Origin of the sequence: Streptomyces sp. NPDC017890 (genome assembly GCF_044328675.1) — a bacterium.
Classification (GTDB): Bacteria; Actinomycetota; Actinomycetes; order Streptomycetales; family Streptomycetaceae; genus Streptomyces.
The window spans coordinates 183,972-206,899 of record NZ_JBIRHU010000004.1 but is presented as its reverse complement, the minus strand read 5'-3'; the positions used below and the strand labels follow the sequence as shown (position 1 = coordinate 206,899).

Below are 22,928 nucleotides of genomic sequence, written 5' to 3'. Positions count from 1 at the left end.
TCGGGGAGGTGGCCGGACGGCCGGAGTGCCGGCAGACGGATCCGGTTCGTCGTGCTCACGGGGTGCGCAGTCCGAACTGTTCGATCAGCTGAGCCCGGTGCAGGCGCAGGGTGCGGTTGTCGGGGAGGATCTCCAGGATCTGGGCGCCGTCGTAGTTGAGGAGCTGGGCCAGGGTCGCGGCGAAGCCGGGGGCGCGGCTGGCGGGCTGGCCCGCGCGTTCGGCCAGGGCGGTCATGGGCAGGGTGCCCGCTTCGACGAGGGCGACCAGCGCCTTGGGGAGGACGGACGGCTCCCGGGGCTTCCGGGCGAGCAGGTCCAGCTGCGCCGCGTACAGCTCGGTGGCGACGAGACGTTCCACGAGCGCGACGGCAGGTGGCTGGTCCTGGGTGGAGGGGGCTTCGGGCTCCGGTGCGGGGTCGGCGGGCTTCTGGGAGGCGAGAGGGGTGAGTTCCTCCTCACCGAAGAGACCGATGACGCCCTCTGCCAGGGGCGGGGCGGCCTTCTTGGACTGCTTGGCGCCCGGACGCGACGGCGTGGCGAGGGGAGCAGCGGTGCCGGACGAGGTGACGGCCTCGGCGCCGGTTTCCGTCTCGATGCCCGTCTCGTCGGACCACCACAGCGGAGCCGGATCGCCCAACTCCCGCCACCCGTTCGGTGGTTCGGCCCCGAAGGGCAGCAGGGCGAGCAGCGGGATGGTGAATTCGGCGAGGGTCGCGCCGCCGTGGTAGCCCGCTTTGAGGGCGGTGTACCGGGCGTCGTGGTCGCGCAGAGCGACGATACGGGAGCCAGGTTCCGGCCAGACCACCCGCGGCCCGGCCAGTGCGATCTCGGAGGGGGCGACCGGACCGCCGGGGCCGCGGTGACGGGCCGAACCGATGGTGCCGGCGGGTGCGTCGAGCCTGCTGCTGCGCCGTTCGACGACATGGCCGTGGTCGGAGGTCAGGAGCACGGTCATGCCGTTCGCACGCGCGGCCCGCAACAGCGGTTCGAGACCGCTGACTTCGCTGGCCTGCCAGGCTCCGTCCCCGAGCTTCTGTTCCTTGCCCAGCCGGTCGTCGACGGTGTTGAGGACGACGGCGACATGCATGCGCTCGTCGGCGAGGGCCTCGCCGAGGGCGGTGGAGAAGGGCGAGCCGGTGTCGGGGCCGCGCAGGTCGTCCTTGTGGAAGACGGCCGCCGGGGCGCCCCGCCAGCAGGGGTGCTGAGGGAAGAGCCGCTTCTCGTCGTTCTGGTCGCCCTTCATCAGGGTTCCGGTGAAGAGCGAGGTGCGCGAGACGGCGGTGAGTGTGGGCAGCGCCGCTGCCACGGCACGGCGCACCGGTGCGCCGTGAGCCCCGGGCAGCGGGTCGAACTCGGCCCACTGCCGGCGCAGCTCCTGCCCCAGCTCGGCCGCTATGGCCGCGCTCATCCCGTCCAGGAGCAGCAGCAGGACCCGGCGCCCCGGCTCGGCGACGACCGGCGCGACGACTCGCGTCAGGAGGGACTCGACGGTGAGCAGGGAACCGGAGGAGCTGCCGTCCGCCGTCCACACTGCGAGCCGTTCGCTGAAGGCGTGGTCGAGCGCGCGGCGGGTCCGCCGCACCTGGTCGCCGATCCGGTTGTACGCGGCGGCGAGTACGGCGTCGGGGTCGCCGCCCGCCTCCAGGTGTTCCAGGGCGCGGTCGACCCAGCCGAGTTCGCGGATCTGGCGGTCCGTCCCGTCGGTCACCGACTCGATCTCTTCCGACGGGTTCCCGGCCAGCCATCGCCGCAGCCGTACGGCCATCCGGACCCGCTCGATCCGGGCCCGGGTCTCGCCGTCGCCGTTGGCGAGGGCGTGCGCGCAAAGCGCGGTGACGGAGTCCGTGACCACCTCGGTGGAGCCGCCGGTCAGTGCGTGACCGGCGGCGGTGAACCGGGCGTCGAGTCCGGCGGGCAGGAGCGGACTGGCGGTGGCGGCTGCCTGCGCCCCGAACTGGGCGACCAGCTGTGCGGCCCGGGTCAGGACCGGGTCGGCGAGACGGTGCTCACCTCGGTCGATGAGATCGCGTACGTACGCCTCACCGCTGCGGGCGAAGGAGGCCAGGAGACGGTCGAGTTCGTCGCCCTGGGCGGGCGGCTGCTCGCCGAGCCACCGTTCGGCCCGGCCGCGTGCGCGGTACAGGTCGTGGTCGGCCTCCGCGTGTCCCCACAGGGCGGCGCAGACCACCGCGTACGCGGCCGCGTCGGGGCCGTGGTCGGCGTCGACCAGAGCGGTGATCACCCTGCCCGTGGAGCCGCCCTGCTCGGGTGCGGCGAGGAAGCGGGCGAGGCCGGCCTTCTCGGGTCCGCGCAGCTCGCGCAGGAGGTCCGGGCCACCGGGGGTGAGGGTCCACCGGAACAGGGCGACGGGGTCGACCCGGTCCGCTTCACCCGGCAGGCCGCGTACCGCGGGCGTGTCGTCGCTGTCGTCGTCGAGGCGGAGCCGGCGACGGGTCAGCCGGGTGAGGGCCTCGTCGCGGGAGAGCACGCCCCTTCCGATCGAGCGCCAGGCCCGGCTGCCCGCCGCGTCCAGGAGCGCCTCGGCCGCCCAGGTCTCGCCGCGCAGGCGGGTGTCGAGGCCGCTCGCGCCGAATGCCTCCTGCACGACCTCCCAGTTGTCGACGGCCCTGATGCGGCGACTGTAGACACGGGCGAGCAGACCGGGGTCGAGTTCGGTGTTCTCCCGGTCGGTGAGGACGACGAGGACGCGCGGCTCCGGCGGTACCCGCGCCTCCAGGTGGTCCAGGATCTGCTCGTGCACCGCGAGGACGGACGGCGCGACAGCCACCCGCACCCGCGTCCCGCCCACCGTCGGCTGCTCGGCGGCCCCGTCCCACTGCGGGGCGGCCCGCAGCAGCATGACGCGGACCGCGCCGTCGCAGAGCTTGCTGCGCGCGGCGACGAACTGGCGGACCGTGCTCACCGAAAGGCGGGCGGGACCTGCGGCGGAGGGTCCCGGCCCGGCGGCGGGCGCGGTGGTGATCGTGCCGGACATCAGTCGACGACCTTCCAGGTGACCTCGACGGTGGCGTCGGGGTGTGCCGCGGCGAGTGCCGCGATCTCGGCCTGCAGCTCCGCGGCAGCCCGGACGGCCGTCGTCCGGCCGCCACCGGAGCGGGCCACCGGGCGAGCCGGATCACGCGGCGCGGGCGGCGTCGGCAGCACCTGCGGATGGGCGGAGCCGCCGTCCAGGGGCACCGTTCCGGCGCTGGGTTCCGGAGCGGCGGGCCGCTGCGGGGCCGGCGGCGGACTCTGCCGGGACCGCAGCAGCGTCATCACCTCCCGGCTGCCCTTCTTCAGTACGGCCGGCAGGTCGGGGTAGTCGCCGGGGTCGCCGGCCGCGGCGTCGCGCACCCGCTCCAGGATCGCCGCACCGTCCCGGCCGAGCGTGTCGGCCAGCTCCAGCTGTTCACCCCAGCTGGTGTTCTGCAGCGCGTCGGCCACGGTCCGGGCACTGGTCAGCGACATGCCGTACCGGTGCGCGGTGAAGTCGCCGAGGTCGAAGCCGGCCAGCCGGTCCACCACGGCCTTGGCGCCGAGGTTCTCCTCGCGCAGCTCGTCCGCCAGCTCCTGGGCCCGCCGGGCGAGCACGAGGCGGGGTGAGGCGTCGTCCAGGTGCAGGAAGCTCCGGTGCTTCTCCAGCTCCGTGACGAGGCGCGCCGCATCGGTGGCGAACGCGTTCGCGGCCTTGCGGATCTGCCCGGCGAACTGGTTCACGATCCGCCCGCGCCGCAGCTGCGGCGCGGGCGTGCCGAACACCGTCTCGTACCGCTTGCGTGCCTCCGCCCAGTCCGCCTCGGTGGGCAGCGGCTGCTCCCGCAGTGCGTAGTCACGCTTCAGGTCGCTCGGCAGCGGCGCGGGTTCGACCGCGACTGAGCCGCGCACCCACACGCGGTCGGACATTTCCGCGTACGCGGCGGCGAGCAGCCGACGCAGCGGCTCGGGCAGGCCGCGCGGGTCGGGCTGGTCGGTCCAGTCGGCGAGCCTGACCAGGGTCGGCTCGGCGACCCCGTCCCGGCGGGCCTGGGCGTTGAAGTGGTCGAGCCAGGCGGTGGACTGCCGGTAGTACGCCTCCTGCATCACACCGAGCCCCAGGCCGCCCGCGATCCGTGCCATGACCTTGCGGTCCTTGGCCTCGACCTCCACCTGCCCGTCACGGTCCTCGGCGGCCTTGCGCACGTACTCGAAGACGGTCCTGATCTCGGCGGCCCGCAGCGGCTTCCCGGTGCCCTCCGGATCCAGCTCGGGGTGGGCGGGGAACTGGTGGCCGAGCAGCTTCCCGGCCAGCTGACGTGCGGCATCGTCCATCTGCGCGCCGATCGGCAGCTGCAGGTCCGCCACCTGCTGCTGGGCCTCCAGGTGGTTGCCGAAGCCGAGGTCGACGACGCCTTCCTGCTTCTGCGCGAGTCCGTACGCCTGCTTCAGCGCGCCCAGGACCCGCTCGGTGAGGACCTCCCGCTGCGACTGCAGCATGCCCTTGGCACGGGCTTTGTCGTCGGCGCCCAGACTGCGCGCGAACTCGGAGTCGAAGCGCGCCTCGTCGGACAGTGCCTTGTCGATGACGACGAGACGCTCGAAGTCGCCGCGGGTCGCGTCGGTGAGATGAGTGGGCAGCCAGGCCAGGGTCCGCGAGTCGCCGCCCGTCTTCTCCCGCAGCGTACGCAGCCGCTGGAGGTCGTCCATCGGCCCGAACTCGCCCTCGTCGTACGGGAAGTCGACGACGAGCCGCCAGGCGTCCTCCTGGCTGGGCCGCAGCGCCGCATCCGACAGCGAGTCGACGTCCGCGACGTTCCCGAAGACCACCTCGACCTGCCGCTCGGTGCCCTTCCACACCAGGTCGAGGGTGTCGTACGGGTCGAACCCGCCGGTCCCGTCGGTGACGCCGAGCGCCTCCTTGAGCAGGGTGCGCATCTTGGTCCGGCGGTTGCCCAGGTTGTTGTGGACCTGGGCGTTGGCGAGCACCGCGTCGAGGTCGACACCGGTCAGTTCGAGGCGGACGACCGCGCCGGGGCCGGTGCCGACGACCTTGATCTCGGGGAAGGTCGCCGCCCATTCCTTCGCCTTCTGCTCCAGGCGGCCGATCTCGGTTCCGGCGATCCGGGTGGTGATGGACCCGTGGTTGAGCGCGTTGAGCCGGGCCAAGGTCAGGTCGGACAGGGCGGGGACGCTCGGCGCGAGCGCGGAGAGGAGCAGCGTCTGGACCAGTCGGCTGTCACCGGTGAAGTCCCGGCAACGGGCCTTCAGCTGCGGGTCGTCGATCGTTTCCGGACGGCGTCGGTACGTCTCCACGTCGTCCTCGGTGACCTGGTTGGTCTTCAGCAGGTACGGGCGCAGCTTCTCGCGGTACAGCTTGTCCGCCGCCTCGAAGTGGACGCTGGTCTCGCCGCTGAACGCCTTGTCGCCGCCGCCGACGATCGCCGGGTACAGATCGCCGAGCGGTACGAGCTGGCCGAGCCGCCAGTCGTCCCGGTGGTCGACCAACAGCTGGCTCATCAGCTTGAGGCCGGTGCGGGAGCGCTGCAGTGCCCCGGAGACGTGCACCAGGGTGTCCATGAAGGCCGGCGGGAAGGGGTAGGTGCGCCGGAAGGCGTCCTCGTCCGCGCCGGTGGTGGAGTCCTTGTGGCCGAGCAGGGTCTGCCAGACGTCCGGGCCGAGCTTCTTGGCCTCGTCGAAGGCTGCCGCGACCTTGGCCTCAGCCTCGTCGTCGACGGGATCCAGCAGACGGGCCCGTGCGATCGTCGGCAGGTTGCGGTCCTCAAGGACGATCGAGTCGTACCGGCCGCCGTTGAGCTTCAGCGTGTCCTGCACGGCGGCCTCGGCAGCACCGGACATCTCCTCGCCGACCAGCTCGCGCAGGTCACGCTGACGGGCGATGAAGGAGACGACGGGGATGGCGCGGCGCTCGTCGGCGCCCTCCACGAAGTTGGTGACCTTGCCCGCCTCGCGGCCGAGAACCTTCTGGTCGTGGATGAGGGTGGCCAGCCACAGGATCAGCTCGTCCATGAAGAGGACGAGGCCGTCGTAGCCGAGGGACTGGGCGTGCGCGGCGATGATGCCGAGGCCCTTGTCCAGGGAGACGAAACCGTCGGCGTTCTCCGAGGCGCCTCGGGCGAAGGACGGGAAGAGGGTCTTGGTCAGGTCCTGGACGAGCCGGGCCCGCAGCTCCTGCGGGGTGGTCGGGTTGAGCAGGTCCATGCCCTTTGTGTTCTCGCGCTCCTCCTGCGCGGCGACAGCCCGGTCGAGCAGTTCGGTGGTCCAGGCGAATGCCTCGCCCCACTCGTCGCCCTCACCGCTGTCCGCCTCGGCGAGCTGCGCGATCACCCGGTCGTCGCCGCTGCCACGGCGATGGGCGGCGAAGTCCTCGAAGAGGCCGTCGGTCAGATAGACCTGCGGCAGATCGCAGTCAGGGTGCACCTTGCGTACGTGCTCCACGTACTTGCCGAGAATGCGCTGCTCAAGGGACTTGGCGCCGAGCATGTGGTACGGGACGAGAAGGAACTTGCGATCTCCCGCGTCCAGCCAGGAGTGGTTGCCGCGGACGGGGTCGAGGCCCGTCTTGGAGCGGGCGGCCTGGTGGCCGGAGAGCAGGGCGTAGAGCACCGCCATGAAGTGCGACTTACCGGAACCGAACGAGCCGTGCAGGTAGGCAGCCTTGGAGGAGTGGCTGTCGAGCGCCGACTTGATCAGGTCCAGTGCCTCGTCGAAGTTGCCGCGCAGGCGATCGGTGACGACGTAGTCCCGCAGGGCGGCCTCGGCACCCTCGGGCGTGACGGCCTCGCCGAGCTTCAGCACGAAGTCGGACGTCGACACGCGCTCCGGGATGCGGATCAGCTCGCGCAGGAGGGGGCGGTCCTCGGGACGGGGGGTGTTCCTGCTCATGAACGCCATGGTGTCTTTCGAATCCCCTCGCCCGCGCGGTCCGTCAGCTCGATCGGAAACTGAGCTGCCCGATCAATCGTAAGGGGCGGCACTGACACCAGGAGGGCCAGATTCTGTCCGGCTCTCCCGTTCCTCCTGCTGCGCCTCGGCCGACCCGGTCTGCGCCCATACGGTCTTGCCGGGGCCGTTGCGGTCCTCGACGCCCCAGTCGTCGGCGACGGCCGCCACGAGGGCGAGTCCCCGCCCGCCGTCGGCGTCCGGGTCGGCCATGGTGACCGTCGTGGGGTCGGGTCGTCGCGGGTGGGTGTCGGACACCTCCACACGTACGACCGCGGTCGTACGCGCCTGCTGGTGGAGGAGCCGTAGCTCGAAGTTCCGTCCCGGTACGCGGCCGTGGCGGGCCGCGTTGGCCGCGAGCTCGGCGACGAGGAGGGCGACGGTGTCGGAGAGCGCGCTGCCGGGCGGGACGCCCCAGACGTCGAGCCGCGCCACGGCGGCCCGGCGGGCGAGGCTCGCGCCGAGGCGGGTGGCGGGGAAGGTGTGCGTGGACTCCTGGACGGCCAGGGGTGGTCCGACCTGCGATGTCGTCATGATCCCAGCCTTCCGGCGGCGCACGCCGTGCCGACAGGAACGGCACCCATACAGATCGATCTGTACTTGTTCACACTCTGGACTGGGAGGGTGACTTACCGTAACCCTGGGCAGGTTGGCCGACGCGGCGTACGGGGCGCAAGGCACGGAGCACGGAAAGCGGGGCGGCGATGACGGCGGACCAGGACGGCAGCGGTACGGCGGCGTGTGGTGAACCCGAACTGTCGGACAGTCTCAAGACGTTCGGGGCCGTCCTGAAGGCGCTGCGGGAGGCGGGAGGGCTCACGCAGGAGGAGTTCGCGGCCCGGGTGCGGTATTCGGCGGCGTACGTCGCGAAGATCGAGCAGGGCAAGCGGTTCCCGCCGGAGGCGCTGCCCGGGAGGGCGGAGGAGGCGCTGGGGTCGGTTGCGGGCAAGGTCCTCGCGGCAGCGGCGAGGAGCCTGCGGAGGAAGGCGGGGCTGGCGTCCTGGTTCCTGCAGTGGGCGGGGATCGAGGAAGAGGCGATCACGCTGTACGCGTATGAGTGCCGGGGGGTTCCGGGGCTACTGCAGCCGGAGGGGTATATCCGGGCCCTGTTCGAGCGGCAGTTGCCGCCGCTCACGGAGGACCAGATCGGACGGCAGGTGGCGGCTCGCACCGAACGGCAGCGTCTGTTGTCCGAACGCCCGAACACTGCCTTCAGTTTCATCATCGAGCAGTGCATCCTTGAGCGCCACGTGGGCGGGACGGCTGTCACCAAGGCCGTCATCGACCACCTGTTTGAGCTTGGGCGACGCACGAACATCGAGATTCAGATCATGCCGACGCGGCAGGAGGACCACACGGGGGTCGACGGTCAGATGTACCTGGCGGAGAGCCCTGGGAACCAGTGGTTCGGCTACGTCGAGGGGCACCGGTCGAGCGCACTGATCGCCGCTTCGAGTGAAGTCAGTATCCTCCTCCAGCGCTATGGCAAGCTGCGTTCCCAGGCCCTGGATTGCCGGGCTACGGTGGGCTTGCTGGAACAGATGCGAGGAGCGCTATGAGCACCACGGAAGACCTGAGCTGGTTCAAGAGCAGCTACAGCGGCGGCGACGGCGACAACTGCATCGAGGTCGCGCTGGACGCCGAAGCGGTCCGCGTCCGGGACTCCAAGGATCTTGGCCGGGACTCGTTTGCTGTTGCCCCCTGTGCCTGGGCGGCTTTCACCGCACACGTGTCGGGTTCCTGACTGTCGTCTGTGAGGCGGCGGATCAGCCGCCTCACAGACGCGCTGCTCAGTCGGACTCTGCGGAGGCCGCCGCCTTCTTCTTCGGGGCGGCGGCCTTCTTCGCGCGGGTGGCGGGGGCGGGTCGCCAGGCGCGCAACGTGTCGTCGGGCAGGCCGAGTTCGCCCTGCTTCTGCTGCCGGAAGGCGAGGATCTCGGCGGCGGGGGAGGCGCCGAACTCGGCGTCGTACTCGCCGTACCACTGGTCCAGCCAGGGCTGGAGCTCAAGCAGCCCGGCCAGGAACGGCACGATCTCCTCGCTGCCGAGACCGGCGGTCTGGATGTACGAGGCGAGCGCGAGCGCCTGCTCCAGGTGGTCCCAGCCGGCCCACCCGTACAGCTCGGGCGACTGCGCGTTCACCGTGCCGTACGAGACGAACCGCTCCTTGGGCACGTCGAGCTTGCCGCGGGCGCGCCAGTAGCTGGGCTTGAGGAAGTCGGCCGACGTGTACTTCGGCGGAACGGGTGTCCGCTCCCGAATCTTCCGCTTGGCGGGCTCGTCCGGTGCGGCGTCCTCCTCCCGCTGGAGATCCCAGACGTGCTCCCAGTCGGCCCGCTTCTTGAGCGCGGCGGGCTTGTAGCGGAGGGCCGAGACGAAGGGGACGTGCTCCTCGGAGAGCAGGTCGCGGACGGTCTTGGCGAGGTCCTGCCGGGGGGCGTAGAGGTCGGCGACGGAGGTGAAGTCCTCGTCGGCGGAGAGAGCTTCGGTGAGGCGGGCGAGGGTGGCGACGGTGGGGTTGCCGTTCGCGTCGAACCAGTACGAGCGGTCCTCGATCCGGTCCAGCAGCCAGGACTTCAGCGCCTTCTGGCGCATGGAGTCCCACCCCTCGGTGGCCCAGCGGCGCTTGTACTCGGGGCGCTCGATCATGCCGATGGCACGGTTCGACTGAATGACGTCGATGCGCTTCTGAACGAGGGCGCGGTAGTCGTCGGGCCAGTGGGCGGGGATCTCGGTGATGGGCGTGGACCCGTGCCGCTTGAACCACTCGTCACTGGCCTCACCGGCGGCGACGCGGCGCGCGAGCGCGATCTCGAAGGCGCGCTCGCCGAGGGCGAGTTCGGGGACGGCGGCGGAGTCGGGCAGGCGGAGGCCCTCGGAGTGCAGGTTGTAGAGGGAGTAGACCTGCCAGTCGAGCTCCTCCTGGAGGGCGATCATGCGGGCGCGGGTGGAGGTGGAGCGGGTTTCGGCGTCGCGGAGAACAGAAGCGGTGGGGGTGGCCTCGGAGGCGACAGCGGAGGGGGCGGTGGCGGAGAGCTGCTGGGCGAGGATGTCGAGCTCGGTGGCGAGGGTGGTGGGGTAGGCGCTGGGGAGAGGGAATTCTTCTAGGTTCGTTCCCGTGAACTCGTAGCGTTCTTCCCATGCTTCACTTTGGATTCCCCGCCCAAGGCCGCTGCCACCCTTGCCCTGGCTTACCATCTTGAGCCAGAACCCAGCCGTAGAGCTATTGAGCAGCCCAAGCAGCCGTACGTACTCCTCCTCCGTTGCATCCTTATGGAGCTTCACTTCGGGCGCATGCCTATTGAAGACTTTCCCGCCGCGGTCGAGCACAAAATGATTGTGGGTCGCAACAAGAGGGGAAGTGATGGACCAGGAGTGACAGCCAGGACTGGCTGTTACTTGGTGCCACTGGTACCAAGTGCGTTCTTCTGAAAAATAGGTTCCACCAGAGAATGTGGCGCGGTTCCCGAGTGCTGTTCTGGCTGGCCACATCCACTTATATTCGCTGGTCCCTTCGGGGAGAGGGAGGAGGGAGAATTTTTCGCCAACCTTCACATAGGGGAAGAAGGAGAAAGTTTCCTCGGTATGCGACCAGTCGCGAACCTGATCGCCTGTCACGAACACTCGGCCGAAGTCTTCTGTTCCTCCGCGCCTGATCCACGATGCGCGTGTCGTCAACATGACGCCGTCTGCATTCGTCTGTCCGGTGTACCCAATTCGGGCAGCAGCGTGCTTGAGAATTGCTCCGCTGGAGGCAGCCAGATTCTCTAGCAACTCAAGTCCGCCATCAGTCAGGACCCACGGTTGCTTCCCGAAGTACCGACCACGTTCCAGGTCGTCCACCGAAACCCACTGCCCGGCACTTCCCGGCCGGTCGATCTGCTCCTCGATCGCCCGCCAGACCATCCCCTCTTCCGGGTTGTCCGGTGCCGATGGCTCCCCCTGTACGCTCCGCACGGTCCGGATCGAGGGCTGACGCTTCGAGCCCTCCCTGAAGCGACCCACCAGGATAACCGTCGGCGTCCCGTGCCCCGGAATGTACGCCCCCGACGTGTCGATGACCTCCGTCAGCTCGACCTTGTGCGCGAAGAACTCCTCGATGAGCTTCGTGCCGAACTCCCGCTTCATGAAGGAGTTCGCCGTGATCTGGCCGACCATGCCGTACCCGGCCACATCATCCCCGCCTCGTTTGGCGAGCTCAAAGAACCGCTGGGCGAACGGCACGGACAATGCGTACGTCCCCGCGCACGCGTCGTACAGCTCCCGATACAGCTCATTGAGCTTCTTGTCCTTGACCGTGATGTACGGCGGATTCCCCACCACCACGTGATACCGCCCCTGCTGCAGAATCCCAGGGAAATCCTGCACGTCCTCCGTCGCATACGAGAACTCCGCCAGCGGGTCACCCGCCGCGCCCTCCTCCCCGAGCCCCAGCTGAAGCTCCAACTGTCGGTCCTTGATGAGCGAGTCGCCCACCGCCAACTGGATCGGCCACTCGTACTCCCGCGCCGCCCCGAACGTCCGCAACCCGCTCGCCGCCATCGCCGCAACGAGCAGCCGGAACCGCGCCACCGCCACCGCGAACGGGTTCAGGTCCACCCCATGCACCGACTCCAGCGCGGCCCGCACCCGCTCGTACGCCCCGACCTCCGGCCGCTCCTCGGCCCACATCCGCACCAGCCGCCGGAACGCGCCCAGCACGAAGTGCCCCGACCCACACGTCGGGTCGATCATCTTCAGCTCTTCGAAGCCGAACTCCCGCACCGCAGGCGTCATCGTCCGGTCGAGGATGAACTCCTCCACGAACTCCGGGGTCTGGAGCAGCGCGTACGTCTTCCGCGCCGCCTCACTCAGGTCCTGGTACAGGTCACCCAGGAACCGGGTGTCCCACCCCTCCGTCCCGTCCTCGCTCAGCGGGTCCGTGAAGTCGTGCACCAGCACCGACGTGCTGCCGGAGCCGTCCTCCGCCTCCACCGACTTCTGCTCCCGCCAGAACGCAAGCAGTGCTCCCGCCCCGTTGTGCGACAGCGGAATCTGGTACAGCGGGTTGTGGTCCCGGTCGAACAGCAGCCGCCCCGCCTGCCCCGCGCCCAGTTCCGCGAACGCCGTCTCCAACCACCCGCGATACGTCGGGTCAGCGTCCTTCGCCGTGTACTCCTCGTACCGCGCCTGGGCGACCTCGCGCCCGGCCACGTCCGGCGCCGTGATGTACGGCTCCGCGATCAGCCGGTTGTCCTCGCTGAACCGGACGAAGACCGTGCCGAGCACCCACGCCACCGCGACCTGCGTGACCCGCTCCCCGAGCCAGCTGTTCCAGGTCGCCGCCGTGCGCCCCAGCTTCTTCGCCTGCTCGTACTCGCCGCGCAGCCGTGCCCCTACCTCGGGAACGGCCTTGACCTGTGCGTCCAGGTCGGTCTCTGCCGCCTTGACCTGCTTCTGCAGGTCGCTGAGGAGGCTCTTGCGGTCGATCACGGACTGCTCCCGAAGTGGTGACTGGGTGACTGAAAGGCGAGACGAGAAGGAGGAGAGAAGAGACGACGATCCGCCGTACGTCAGGCGACGTCAAGCGGTGTCAGGCGACGGCGCCCGGCGCCAGATGTTTCCGCCCCACCCACGCGTCCGGCACGACGATCCACTCGTCGAACCCGGCCTGGTACGGAACGCTCTGCCCGGCCAGCCTCGGCGCGCGGGCCGGGTCGGACTGGGCGACGAGGAGCCACAGCGGGCTGCCGCCCTGCCGGGATTCCTCCGCGAGGCGGCCCAGGAGGTCGAACGCGTCGTAGCGGGCGAGTGCCGCCGTGTCGGTGAGGAGCAGCGGACCGCCGGCCTGGGCCAGACGCTCGCGAAGAAGCGGCTCCACGCGTCCCCACGCCTTGTCCGTACGGACCCGCAACTGCTGGTGGGGCCGCGTGCCCGCCTCGGCGGCGTCCGCCTTGAGGACGGTCTCCCAGGTCGGCTTGGCCGCCTCGGCGATCACGCCGCGCAGCTCGGCCAGGAACAGCCCGGTCAGCGAGACGACCGCCGCCCCGTACGGCTGGCCGGCCAGCCGTCGTACCGCCGTCTCCGCACCCAGGTGCGGCACGGTCAGGACCCGGAAACCGTCCTGCCCCGCCGAGTGCACGAGCCGCTGCTCGGCCTTCACCGCCGCCGCGACCGCCGCGTCCGCGTCGTACTGCGTCGGCGCGGACCGCCGCGCCGCCGAGGCCGCTACACCCCAGCTCGCGGACGTCAGCCCGCTGGTGAACTCCCCGGCGGGCCGGTCCGGGACGAGCCGGAGGGTCTTGTCGTAGCGGGTCGCCAGCTTCAGCTCGAAGCCGGCCTGCTTCAGCAACCGCACCAGCGCGCTGCCGACCGGCAGTTCGCGCGGGACGAGGGGATCGTCGCCCAGGTCGGGGAAGCGGGTCGCGACCCGCTTGTGCAGAGCGTCGACGGTGAGCCCCGGCTGGCGCTCCTCCTCGACACCCGGCTGCACGGCGACCACACCGGCCTGGGTGATCCGCAGTGCGCGGACGAGGTCCAGATCGCGTGGATAGATCTCCAGGCGGGGCGTGAGCGCGGCCCCCGGTGAAGCCGCGACCGCGATCTCGGCCGTCCGCCGCTCGTCCCAGCCGAGCGCCCCCGGCGGCTGCCGGATCGCGGCCAGCTTGGTGAGGACCGTGCTCGCCGTCGGCAGGGACTCCAGGCTCGCCAGCTCGTCCGCCTGCGTGCCCAGCTTGAGCGCGTACTCCCGCAGGGCCGGCAACGTCGGGGTGTCCGCCCCGTCGTCACTGTCCTCTCCGTCGCGGACGTCGATGACGATCAGTCCGAGCACCGGGTCGGCGCCCTTGGGCAGCCGGGCGTGGAAGTAGCGGAACCGCGGTGGCGTCTGTTCGTACTGCTCCCGGAACTGCTCCCGCTCCACCACCGCACGCAGCAGCGACAGCGCCAGCGCACGCCGGTCCCGACGCTTCACCACCTTGCTGCCGCGCTGGGCGAGCAGTGCGTCGGCGAGTTCGAGCACCGGCACGACCCGGCCGCGCTCGGCGACCAGCTCGATCACCTGCTCGCTCAGCAGCTTCAGCGCGAGATCGTTGTACCAGCGCTCGCGCGCTTTCTTCACGATCTGCGGGATGCGGCCCACGGTGAGGCCAAGGGTCTTGGCGACGTCCGCCTGCCGGACCCAGGGCAGCCCCTCGGGCAGGTCACCGTTCTCGTCGGGAAGCCGGAGCAGCAGTCGGACGGCCTCACGCTCCTTCGCGTTGGAACGGGCGTTGCCGCCCGACGGACGCGGCACCAGGCGGGACGCGAGGGCGTCCAGACTCAGCGCGCGCAGTACCTCCAGGCCGGTGTCGCCGCCGTCCGCCGCGACCGATTCGGCGGCCGCCCGCTCCAGCTCGGTGGCCTCCTCGCGGGCGGCCTTGAGCGCCTCCTTGCTCATCGGCGCCGGTGTTCTGCCGAGTCGCAGGTTCCACTGCTTCTGCCGGTTCTGGATCTCCGTGCGGGTCCGGGCGCCCATGCCCGGCGCCGTCAGGAACTTCCGCGCCGAGTAGTCGAGGACGTCCCCCACGGTGTTCAGGCCCAGGTCGAACAGCTGGGACTGCGCCGCAAGGGTCAGGCCCGCCACCGACAGCGGTGTGGAACGGTCGGCCCGCTCCGCCTGCTCGTCGCGGATCTCCTCGGCCGAGGTCTCGTCGTCGCTTTGACCGATCCGCGGCGCGGCGCTTTCTACCGCCACCACCTTGTTGCCGTGCCCGGAGCTCGGCGCGGTCGTCCGCTGGGCGTCCAGGAAGATCGCGTTCCAGGCGCGCTCCATCGGCTTCAGGTCCGGGAAGCGGTCCTTCACGTTCCGGGCCAGGGCCTTGCGGAAGAAGGCCACCAGGCCGTCCCGTACGGGGTCGTCGAAGGCGTCGGCGGCCAGCTGCGGGTACGGCCACTCCTTCGGATCGGTCTGCCGGGGCGTGACCGAGCCGTCGCCCCAGCGGGGCAGCTCGCGGGACGCCATCTCGTGCAGCGTGACAGCCAGCGCGTACCGCTCGGCGTGGCCGTCGTACGATCCGCGCGTGATGATCCCGACGAACGGGTCGAGATAACCCTCGGTGCCCGCCTCGATCTCCTTCGCGGGATAACCGGCGAGCGAGAAGTCGATCATCACGAGCTGGCGGGTGCCGTTGGGACGGATCCGGATCGCGATGTTGTCCGGCTTCAGGTCCCTGTGCCAGATGCCCTCCGCCTCCAGGTGCTCCACCGCGCCGAACAGGTACTTTCCGTACGTCTCCAGCTGGTCCATACGGAGGCGGCCGTAGTCCCGCAGCTGACGGGCGACGGTGTCCTCGCGTCTGCGTGCGGCCTTGCCCGTGCCCTCCGTGTCCAGTGCGCGGCTGTCGCCCACGTACTCCAGGGCGAGCACCCTGCGGCCCGCGAGGGTCAGCGGCTCCCGCTCGTACAGCGCGATGATGCTGGAATCCCGGTGGATCCGGCCCAGGACATCGGCCTCCCGGTCGAGCACCACGTGCTTCGCCTCGCTGAGCGCGACCTTGAGCACCGCTACCGGCAGACTGCCGCTGCGACGGGGCTCACCGGCCAGGTCACGGACCAGGAACGCCCGCGACGTCGAGCCCGTGCCGAGACGGCGCACGATCTCCCAGCGCCCGGCGAACACATCACCGGCCACCGCTTCCAGCGGGTCCTTCTCCGGCTCGGTCTGTTCTCCACCGGCCTCCGACGCCGGGGAAGCGCCGACAGCCGGCTCTCCACCCGTGGCGTCCTTCTCGGCGAACGCCTCCTCGACGCATTCCAGCATCTCCAGGAAGTCGTCGACCGTGGAAAGACGGCGGCTCGGCTCGTACGCGGTGGACGCCTCCACCAGGTCGTCGATGTCGGGATCGAGACCGTCCACCAGTGCGCTCGGTGCGAGCGTCTCACCCGCCTCCAGGCGGGACAGGACCTCACTCTGGGTCGCACCCGGCGCCTGCCCGGTGACCAGGAGATACGTGAGAACGCCGAGCCCGTACACGTCGAGCCGGACCGGGTCCGCCTTCGGGATGCGCAGCTCGGGCGCCAGATACGGGTCGGCCTGCTGGGAGACGTGCAGACCGGACACATGGGAGGTGGCCAGCGTCAGCGGCTTGCCCTGGCTGGCGCTGTGCCCGGAGGCGATCTGCCAGTCCGCGACCTGCAGCCGAGGGCTCAGCCAGCGCTGCTCCTCGCCCAGTTCGCGCCCGCGCGGACCGCGGTCGCGCGGGATCACGTGCACCGCGTGCGCCGACAGCGTGCGGTGATGGAGCCGGTTGGAGTGCGCGGAACGGAGCGTCTCGGCGAGCTGGCGGACCAGCGCGAGGCGGCCGGGCAGGCCGAGGAGCTTTCCGTGCTCCACCAGGTAGTCGTCGAGCCTGAGGGTCTCCGGGTGGTAGTCGAAGAGGATCGTCGGGCCTGCGGGGTGTCCCGACGGCAGGTAGCTCTTCAGCTGGACGGCGCCCGGGTGCCGGAACCGGCTGAGTACCGTGGCCTCACGCGCGGCGGCCTTCTCCACCGAGGCGCGCTCGGTGTCCGAAGCACCCCGCTCGCTGAGGAAGACCCGCACCCGCGCCAGATCGTGGAGCTGGGTGTGACGTCCCAGGTAGTCGGCCCAGGTCGGACCGGAGTCGAACGACTTCGTCTCCAGGAGGTACGACCCCACCTCGTGCTGACGGCGGACGGACGCGATGCCGAGTTGCTTGAGGGCCGCGTCGACCTGGCGCGAGACCCCGGCGGTCATCGGGACCCGGGCACCCTCCGGCGGAACGGCGAGCATCTCGACCAGCTGCCTGATCTTGAAGACACCATTCAGGTCGGCGCCCGTCAGATTCACCCGGAACTTGTCGTCGGTGAAACAGACCGCCTCACCCACCCAGATCCTCGGCCGTCCGGGGCCACGCCCCACGACGTTCCCGATCAGGCCCGCCAGCTCCTTGGCCTTCTGATTGGTGAGATGCAGCGGATTGCCGTGCCGGCGCTGCGTACCGCCGGGTGTCGTCTGCACCCAACTGTTGCCTCCGCCACTCACCGACCCGTGCCAGTCCTTCAGCTCGACCAGGAACACTCCGGCCGGCGCGGTGACCATGAGATCGATCTCGCGGACGTGCCCGCTGTTCGCGGTGAAGGTGAAGTTCGACCAGGCACGCCAAGGCTCCTCGTTCGGCAGGAGCCTGCGGATGGCCTCAAGACCGCGGCGCTCGTGCTCGAACTCGGACTCGGTGACCGTCGTCCACCGGCCATCCTCCATGTGGCTCCCGCCCCGTGTCAGCTCATGTCCGTGCGTGCCGGTCGCATTCTCGCTGGTGCGGCCCGGGCAGCCCGGCTGAATTCCCGGAAGAAATCCTAGACGGTGACACCGACACCGAGCGGTGCAGAAATGACTGCGGCCATACAACGGCAGGCCAGAGGGCGGACGGCGTGGGCGAGTGACCGGAACGCGCGCCCTGTGGTTCGTCGAAGATGTACTGGTCGGAACGCGCGACTCTCCGATACGTATGAAAGATTGTGCGGGGGGATCAGGGGTTCTGTGCCGCTTGTCATGGGATTGCCTGGCATAGGCGGATGTGTGCCCGTGTCCCGTGGCGGTGGACCGACCCAGTACCACCGGCCGTGCCGCCGGAGGCGTTCGAGCGGGCGGATCGAGCTCTATAACTCGCTGACCTGCGGGTTCGTGAGCGAGGACGCGCCAGCCGTGATACCGGTCAGGTATCATGGCTGTATGGCGATGACACTTCGGCTCCCCGATGACCTTGACGCGAAGCTCACCGAGCGGGCTCGTCGTGAGGGGCGCAGCAAGCAGGAACTCGCCATTGAGGCCATCCGTGATGCCCAGGACCGGGCCGAGCTGAAGGTCGATGACGTCCTGGCCGAGCTGATGGACAGCGATGCGGAGATCCTGGACTACCTGAAGTGACGAACGTGCGCTACCTCCAGATCGACGAGATCCTGGCCATCGCCCGCACGGTCAACGGTACCGAGCACAGCGTGCGTGACATGGGTCTTCTGGTGTCGGCGATCGAGCGACCCCGGACAAACGTGTTCGGGGCCGAGCTGTATCCCACGTTGCACGAGAAGGCTGCGGCGCTGCTGCACTCCGTTGCCCGCAATCACGCGCTGATCGACGGCAACAAGCGCACCGCCTGGCTCGCCACGCGTGTCTTCCTGCGGTTCAACGGCGTCAGCGCCGGTACCGTTCCGCCACACGTCTCCATTGCCGGCCCGTTCGTCGAGGACGTCGCGCAGGACAACATCGATGTACCGGTCATTGCCAAGCGCCTGGCGGCCTGGTTCCCCGTTTCCTGACGTTCGACGACGTGAGGGCAGGACACGCGCGTGCCCTGCCCTCACGTCGTCGAACTCCACCCACACGTGGCCGCATTGGCTGGTTCGGGAGTATCGGGCTGTGCCGATCAGAGGGCTGCGACGCCCCGCACTGGGTGCTCTGCCACGGCGTCACGTACCCGGCTCCCTCGCGATCGACGACTACTGGGCCAACGCGGCGACGGGGGACGCCTGGGTCGACGCACACCTCCTGCCGGTTCCCGCCCCGTCGCTCGACGCAATGCCGACGCTGACGACGACCTCGCCGGATGGGTTCCGGGGTGCCGTGACCATCGGGCGTCGCGTAGCTACGCGGCTGCCTCGGGGCGACCAACTCGCGTTGCCACGGCACCCGTAGCATCCGAGCTGGGCAGGAACAGGCTGACCGAGTCCAGGAACGCGCGGTGCCCTCGCTGCGCCGCCTGTGCGGGTCAGGTACCGCCCGACGAGTTCCCGGGCGTGTGTCCAGGAGTCGGTGACGGATTCGTACGACAACGCCCTCGCGGAGAACCTCTGGATGCTCATCAAGACCGAGGGCCTGCGCGGACGCACCTTCGCCACCCGGGCCGAGACGAACCCCGCGCTCTTCGAATACATCGACGGGTTCTACAACAGCCGGTGCATCCAGAAGCGCCTCGGCGACCTCAGCCCCGCCGAAACCCCGTCAGCCCGCCCTGACCGACAATCAGGCCCCCCGAGCAACGTGGAAACCGCAGACGCTCATTTGACGTTCCGTGTGCCCGGCGGCTCTCGACTTAGCTTCGAAACCCGCTCCGACCTGCTGTCCTGACGTCTGTGTCTAGGCCGACACCCTTCCCGATGACCCACCACGTGGAGTGCGTGGCGATTCTCGAACCTGCCGCGAAGGGTGTCTGGCCTACTGCTCCGCGGCCCGGGGGAGCCTGATACCAGTTCGGTATCAGACTCCCCCCGGCATCAGGTGCGGGACCAGCGTTGGTTGCTGCCGTTCGAGCAGGCGTGGAGCTGGATCAGGGTTCCGTTGGCGGTGCCGCCTGCGACGGCGTCGAGGCAGAGGCCGGACTGGACGCCGACGACCGATCCGTCGGAGCCGAGACGCCATTTCTGGTTGTCGCCGCCCCAGCAGCTGTAGATCTGGACCTTGGCACCGTTGCCGGTGCCCGCGGCGTCCAGGCACTTGTTGCCGTAGACCCTGAGCTCGCCGGCGTCGGTGTACGCCCACTGCTGGTTGGTGCCGCTGTGGCAGTCCCACAGCTGGAGCTGGGTGCCGTCGGTGGTGCTGGTGCCGGGGACGTCCAGGCAGCGGCCCGAAGCGACGCCCTTGATCTGTCCGGAATCCGCGGGGGGCGTGGTGGAGCCGCCGTTGAGTGCGTCGAGGACGGCGGTGTAGGCGGGCTTCTTGGTGCCGTCCCCGTTGAACAGCAGCGGTGTCTGCTCCGACCGCCAGGAGTCGGTGTCGCGCACGCCCCAGACGGTGATGCCGAGGCAGCGCGGGACGGCCAGGCAGTCGTTGGTCACGTTGGCGTAGGTCGAGGCCGGGGCGCCCTGGATGTCGAGTTCGGTGACGGCCACGTCGACGCCGAGGGCGGCGAAGTTCTGGAGGGTGGTGCGGAAGTTGCTGTTGTAGGGGCTGCCGCTGTTGAAGTGCGCCTGGAAGCCGACGCAGTCGATCGGCACGCCGCGCTGCTTGAAGTCCCGGACCATGGAGTACATGGCCTGGGTCTTGGCCCAGGTCCAGTTCTCGACGTTGTAGTCGTTGTAGCAGAGCTTGGCGTCCGGGTCGGCGGCGCGCGCGGTGCGGAAGGCGACCTCGATCCAGTCGTTGCCGCTCCGTTGCAGGTTGGAGTCCCGGCGGGCTCCGGAACTGCCGTCGGCGAAGGCCTCGTTCACGACGTCCCATTGGGCGATCTTGCCCTTGTAGTGGGCCATCACGCCGTTGATGTGGTCGATCATTGCCTGGCGCAGTGTGCTGCCGCTGAGGTTCTGCATCCAGCCGGGCTGCTGGGAGTGCCAGGCCAGGGTGTGGCCGCGCACCTGCTTGCCGTTCTGTACCGCCCAGTTGTAGACGCGGTCGGCGGCTCTGAAGTCGAACTGGCCCCGCTGCGGTTCGGTGGCGTCGATCTTCATCTCGTTCTCGGCCGTCACCGAGTCGAACTCACGGTTCGCGATCGACGTGTACGCCGAGTCGCCCAGCTTGCCCGAGGCGATGGCGGTGCCGAAGTAGCGGCCGCTCTGCGCGGCAGCGGCACCGAGTGTGCTCTCGGCGGCGTGTGCGGTCGGCGGTGCGACCAGGGCGGCCGCCGCACCGAGGACGCCGACGACCAGCGCCAACAGCAGGCCGCGGACCTTCCGGCGGACAACGGGTCTGGCAAGGGCGTACGAGCCCATGACTGTGCCTCCAAGGTCGGATCAACGGAAGGAGCAAGCGCGGGAGCGGACGCGCGGGCAGTGATGTCGTCCGCCCCGTTCGGCAGACGGGCCGAGCTTCGCCGCAGGCAGGGAGTGGGGCTGGGTCTGTGCGAATGTCGAGCTGCGGCGGTTTCTCAGACAGGAATGATTGAGGCCTTGACGATGCATCGTCAAGGCTTGGGGAGAAGAAAGTTTCTGTTCTCTCTCGAAACTTTCGATGCAGGGTTTCTCGTGGTCCTCAGTGGATCTTCTGGTGAACGACTCACGTGCGGGTGGGCGGACTGGGTGATTCCGTGCCCATTTCCCGCCACAAGTTTCGACAGAGAAGCCGATACATGCGAGAGGGGTTGACGCCGTTCGTCGGCGTCCTATCATTCGGGTTGCTCGACAGTTCGACCCTTGTTCGGTATTTCGAACAAGATGCGTCACTCCATCGCGCGGCGGGGTGGTGGTGGGGGTGTGTCGCCGAACTCGGATCCGCCGGGGCCGCGCCGCACTTACCTGTCATGGCCTCGTCAAGCATCAGCCATGCCGCACCGCACCGCACCGCACCGCACCGACCGTCCGGGCAACCTCTGATGAGGCCGGCCGGAACCGTCTGCTCAAGGGTGAGGAAGTCTCCATGCACATAAGAAGTTTCAGCCGCAGGCATCCGTCCGCGGTGCTCGCCGCCGTGGTCGGGGCCCTGGCCGCGTTGGCGGCGATGCTCGTCGCCGCCCCGGCTCAGGCGGCTGCCGACGGCGCCCTCCGCGGTGCCGGTTCGGGCCGGTGTCTCGATGTGCCGGGTGCCGTCCGTACCGACGGCACCCACTTGCAGATCTACGACTGCTGGAACGGAACCAACCAGCAGTGGACGTTGACGGACGCCAACCAGCTGACCGTGTACGGCAACAAGTGCCTGGACGTTCCCGGCCACGCCACCACGGCCGGTACCCGGGTGCAGATCTGGAGCTGCTCCGGCGGTGCGAACCAGCAGTGGCGGGTGAACTCCGACGGCACGGTCGTCGGCGTGGAGTCCGGGCTGTGCCTGGAGGCCGCAGGCGCCGGTACGGCCAACGGCACGGCGGTGCAGCTGTGGACCTGCAACGGCGGCAGCAACCAGAAGTGGACCGGTCTGACCGGGACGCCGCCGACGGACGGCACGTGTTCTCTTCCGTCGACGTACCGCTGGACGTCGACGGGTGTGCTGGCGCAGCCGGCGAACGGGTGGGCCGCGGTGAAGGACTTCACCACCGTGAGGCACAACGGCAAGCACCTGGTCTACGCGTCGAACGTGTCGGGATCGTCGTACGGCTCGATGGCGTTCAGCCCCTTCACGAACTGGTCGGACATGGCGTCGGCCGGCCAGACCGGGATGAGCCAGGCCGCGGTGGCGCCCACGCTGTTCTACTTCGCGCCCAAGAACACCTGGGTGCTGGCGTACCAGTGGGGTGCGTGGCCCTTCATCTACCGCACGTCGAGCGACCCCACCAACCCCAACGGCTGGTCCTCCCCGCAGCCGCTGTTCACCGGGAGCATCTCCGGCTCCGACACCGGCCCGATCGACCAGACCCTGATCGCCGACGGACAGAACATGTACCTGTTCTTCGCCGGTGACAACGGCAAGATCTACCGGGCGAGCATGCCGATCGGGAACTTCCCGGGCAACTTCGGCACGTCGTACACGACGATCATGAGCGACACGAAGGCCAACCTCTTCGAGGGCGTACAGGTCTACAAGGTCCAGGGCCAGAACCAGTACCTCATGATCGTTGAGGCGATGGGCGCGAACGGGCGCTACTTCCGTTCCTTCACCGCCTCCAGCCTGAACGGGTCGTGGACCCCGCAGGCCGCCAGTGAGACCAATCCCTTCGCGGGCAAGGCCAACAGCGGCGCCACCTGGACCAACGACATCAGCCACGGTGACCTGGTCCGCGACAACCCCGACCAGACCATGACCATCGACCCCTGCAACCTGCAGTTCCTCTACCAGGGCAAGGATCCCGACGCGGGCGGCGAATACAACCGACTGCCGTGGCGGCCGGGCGTGCTCACCCTGCGGCGCTGACCTTCCCCGGTCGGCTGCACTCTCTGGGGCACCGGTCGGGGCAGGCCGGTGGCGTGGTGGGTGTGGGCGCCGAGGACGAGCCCGACGGGAGAGCGCAGCAGGGCGAACCGGTCCTCCGGTACGCCGGCCTCCCGCGGCAGTTCCGGCCGACGGGCGTGGGTACGCCGGGAGCCCACGGCGCCCACGCAGCCGACGGGGAGGCCAAGGGCCTGGCGCAGCAGGGGGATGTCGCCGTGGGACGGTTG

At 69.6% G+C, this 22,928-nt stretch carries 13 protein-coding genes and 1 pseudogene; 7 read left to right on the top strand and 7 right to left on the bottom strand.

All coding sequences use genetic code 11. The features are described 5' to 3' along the window. Positions 1–55: 55 nt before the first annotated feature. The 3 genes from pglZ to ACH4F2_RS07435 all read right to left on the bottom strand — a co-directional run bounded on the left by pglZ (position 56) and on the right by ACH4F2_RS07435 (position 7,470). Positions 56–2,995: a BREX-2 system phosphatase PglZ gene (gene pglZ / locus ACH4F2_RS07445; protein WP_398131733.1), complete on the bottom strand. Its 2,940-nt coding sequence runs from the start codon at positions 2,993–2,995 to the stop codon at positions 56–58. After that, positions 2,995–6,888 (bottom strand): phage resistance protein, encoded by a 3,894-nt coding sequence (locus ACH4F2_RS07440; RefSeq protein ID WP_398131732.1) that lies wholly within the window; start codon positions 6,886–6,888, stop codon positions 2,995–2,997. The genes pglZ and ACH4F2_RS07440 overlap by 1 nt, the downstream gene beginning before the upstream one ends. Before the next feature lie 63 nt (positions 6,889–6,951). Further along, on the bottom strand, positions 6,952–7,470 hold the full coding sequence (locus ACH4F2_RS07435; RefSeq protein WP_398131731.1) for an ATP-binding protein: 519 nt from the start codon (positions 7,468–7,470) through the stop codon (positions 6,952–6,954). 170 nt (positions 7,471–7,640) lie between these two features. Here ACH4F2_RS07435 and ACH4F2_RS07430 point away from each other — a divergent pair, with 170 nt between their 5' ends. After that, positions 7,641–8,495 carry a Scr1 family TA system antitoxin-like transcriptional regulator gene (locus ACH4F2_RS07430; RefSeq protein WP_398131730.1) on the top strand — a complete coding sequence of 285 codons (855 nt, stop codon included), beginning with the start codon at positions 7,641–7,643 and terminating at the stop codon, positions 8,493–8,495. After that, positions 8,492–8,680 (top strand): DUF397 domain-containing protein, encoded by a 189-nt coding sequence (locus ACH4F2_RS07425; protein WP_398131729.1) that lies wholly within the window; start codon positions 8,492–8,494, stop codon positions 8,678–8,680. Before ACH4F2_RS07430 ends, ACH4F2_RS07425 begins: the two co-directional genes overlap by 4 nt. Before the next feature lie 46 nt (positions 8,681–8,726). Here ACH4F2_RS07425 and pglX read toward each other — a convergent pair whose 3' ends face one another. Both pglX and pglW read right to left on the bottom strand, forming a co-directional pair. Then, entirely contained in the window at positions 8,727–12,407 is a 3,681-nt protein-coding gene (gene pglX, locus ACH4F2_RS07420; RefSeq protein ID WP_398131728.1) for a BREX-2 system adenine-specific DNA-methyltransferase PglX, read from the bottom strand. A 100-nt stretch (positions 12,408–12,507) separates the two neighbouring features. Next, a complete protein-coding gene (pglW, locus tag ACH4F2_RS07415) occupies positions 12,508–17,175 on the bottom strand; it encodes a BREX system serine/threonine kinase PglW (protein ID WP_398131727.1) in 4,668 nt (1,555 codons plus the stop codon). Positions 17,176–17,646: 471 nt separating this feature from the next. Here pglW and ACH4F2_RS07410 point away from each other — a divergent pair, with 471 nt between their 5' ends. The 4 genes and pseudogenes from ACH4F2_RS07410 (at position 17,647) to ACH4F2_RS07395 (ending at position 19,038) form a co-directional block, all read left to right on the top strand. Beyond that, positions 17,647–17,841, top strand: coding sequence for a ribbon-helix-helix protein, CopG family (locus ACH4F2_RS07410; RefSeq protein WP_007445201.1), 195 nt, complete (start codon positions 17,647–17,649; stop codon positions 17,839–17,841). Next, positions 17,838–18,230 (top strand): type II toxin-antitoxin system death-on-curing family toxin, encoded by a 393-nt coding sequence (locus ACH4F2_RS07405; protein ID WP_398131726.1) that lies wholly within the window; start codon positions 17,838–17,840, stop codon positions 18,228–18,230. Before ACH4F2_RS07410 ends, ACH4F2_RS07405 begins: the two co-directional genes overlap by 4 nt. Before the next feature lie 113 nt (positions 18,231–18,343). Continuing rightward, positions 18,344–18,606: pseudogene (locus tag ACH4F2_RS07400) on the top strand (peptidase C39 family protein); the annotation flags it as partial. A gap of 117 nt (positions 18,607–18,723) precedes the next feature. Next, a complete protein-coding gene (locus tag ACH4F2_RS07395; protein ID WP_398131725.1) occupies positions 18,724–19,038 on the top strand; it encodes an IS3 family transposase in 315 nt (104 codons plus the stop codon). A gap of 146 nt (positions 19,039–19,184) precedes the next feature. Here the strand turns inward: ACH4F2_RS07395 and ACH4F2_RS07390 are convergent, their stop codons facing one another. Continuing rightward, positions 19,185–20,615, bottom strand: a complete 1,431-nt coding sequence (locus ACH4F2_RS07390) for an endo-1,4-beta-xylanase (RefSeq protein ID WP_398131724.1) — start codon at positions 20,613–20,615, stop codon at positions 19,185–19,187. Between the two features lie 643 nt (positions 20,616–21,258). Between ACH4F2_RS07390 and ACH4F2_RS07385 the strand changes: the two genes are divergently transcribed. Continuing rightward, positions 21,259–22,683: a non-reducing end alpha-L-arabinofuranosidase family hydrolase gene (locus ACH4F2_RS07385; protein WP_398131723.1), complete on the top strand. Its 1,425-nt coding sequence runs from the start codon at positions 21,259–21,261 to the stop codon at positions 22,681–22,683. Here ACH4F2_RS07385 and ACH4F2_RS07380 read toward each other — a convergent pair. Next, entirely contained in the window at positions 22,602–22,910 is a 309-nt protein-coding gene (locus ACH4F2_RS07380; RefSeq protein ID WP_398131834.1) for an XdhC family protein, read from the bottom strand. The two genes, ACH4F2_RS07385 and ACH4F2_RS07380, sit on opposite strands and share 82 nt — an antisense overlap. Positions 22,911–22,928: the final 18 nt, after the last annotated feature.

Coding starts and splice junctions, on each gene's coding strand:
- ACH4F2_RS07435 (WP_398131731.1), bottom strand. CDS start 7,470: ATGACGACATCGCAGGTCGGACCACCCCTGGCCGTCCAGGAGTCCACG.
- pglW (WP_398131727.1), bottom strand. CDS start 17,175: ATGGAGGATGGCCGGTGGACGACGGTCACCGAGTCCGAGTTCGAGCAC.
- pglZ (WP_398131733.1), bottom strand. CDS start 2,995: ATGTCCGGCACGATCACCACCGCGCCCGCCGCCGGGCCGGGACCCTCC.
- ACH4F2_RS07425 (WP_398131729.1), top strand. CDS start 8,492: ATGAGCACCACGGAAGACCTGAGCTGGTTCAAGAGCAGCTACAGCGGC.
- ACH4F2_RS07385 (WP_398131723.1), top strand. CDS start 21,259: ATGCACATAAGAAGTTTCAGCCGCAGGCATCCGTCCGCGGTGCTCGCC.
- ACH4F2_RS07410 (WP_007445201.1), top strand. CDS start 17,647: ATGGCGATGACACTTCGGCTCCCCGATGACCTTGACGCGAAGCTCACC.
- ACH4F2_RS07430 (WP_398131730.1), top strand. CDS start 7,641: ATGACGGCGGACCAGGACGGCAGCGGTACGGCGGCGTGTGGTGAACCC.
- ACH4F2_RS07390 (WP_398131724.1), bottom strand. CDS start 20,615: ATGGGCTCGTACGCCCTTGCCAGACCCGTTGTCCGCCGGAAGGTCCGC.
- ACH4F2_RS07440 (WP_398131732.1), bottom strand. CDS start 6,888: ATGGCGTTCATGAGCAGGAACACCCCCCGTCCCGAGGACCGCCCCCTC.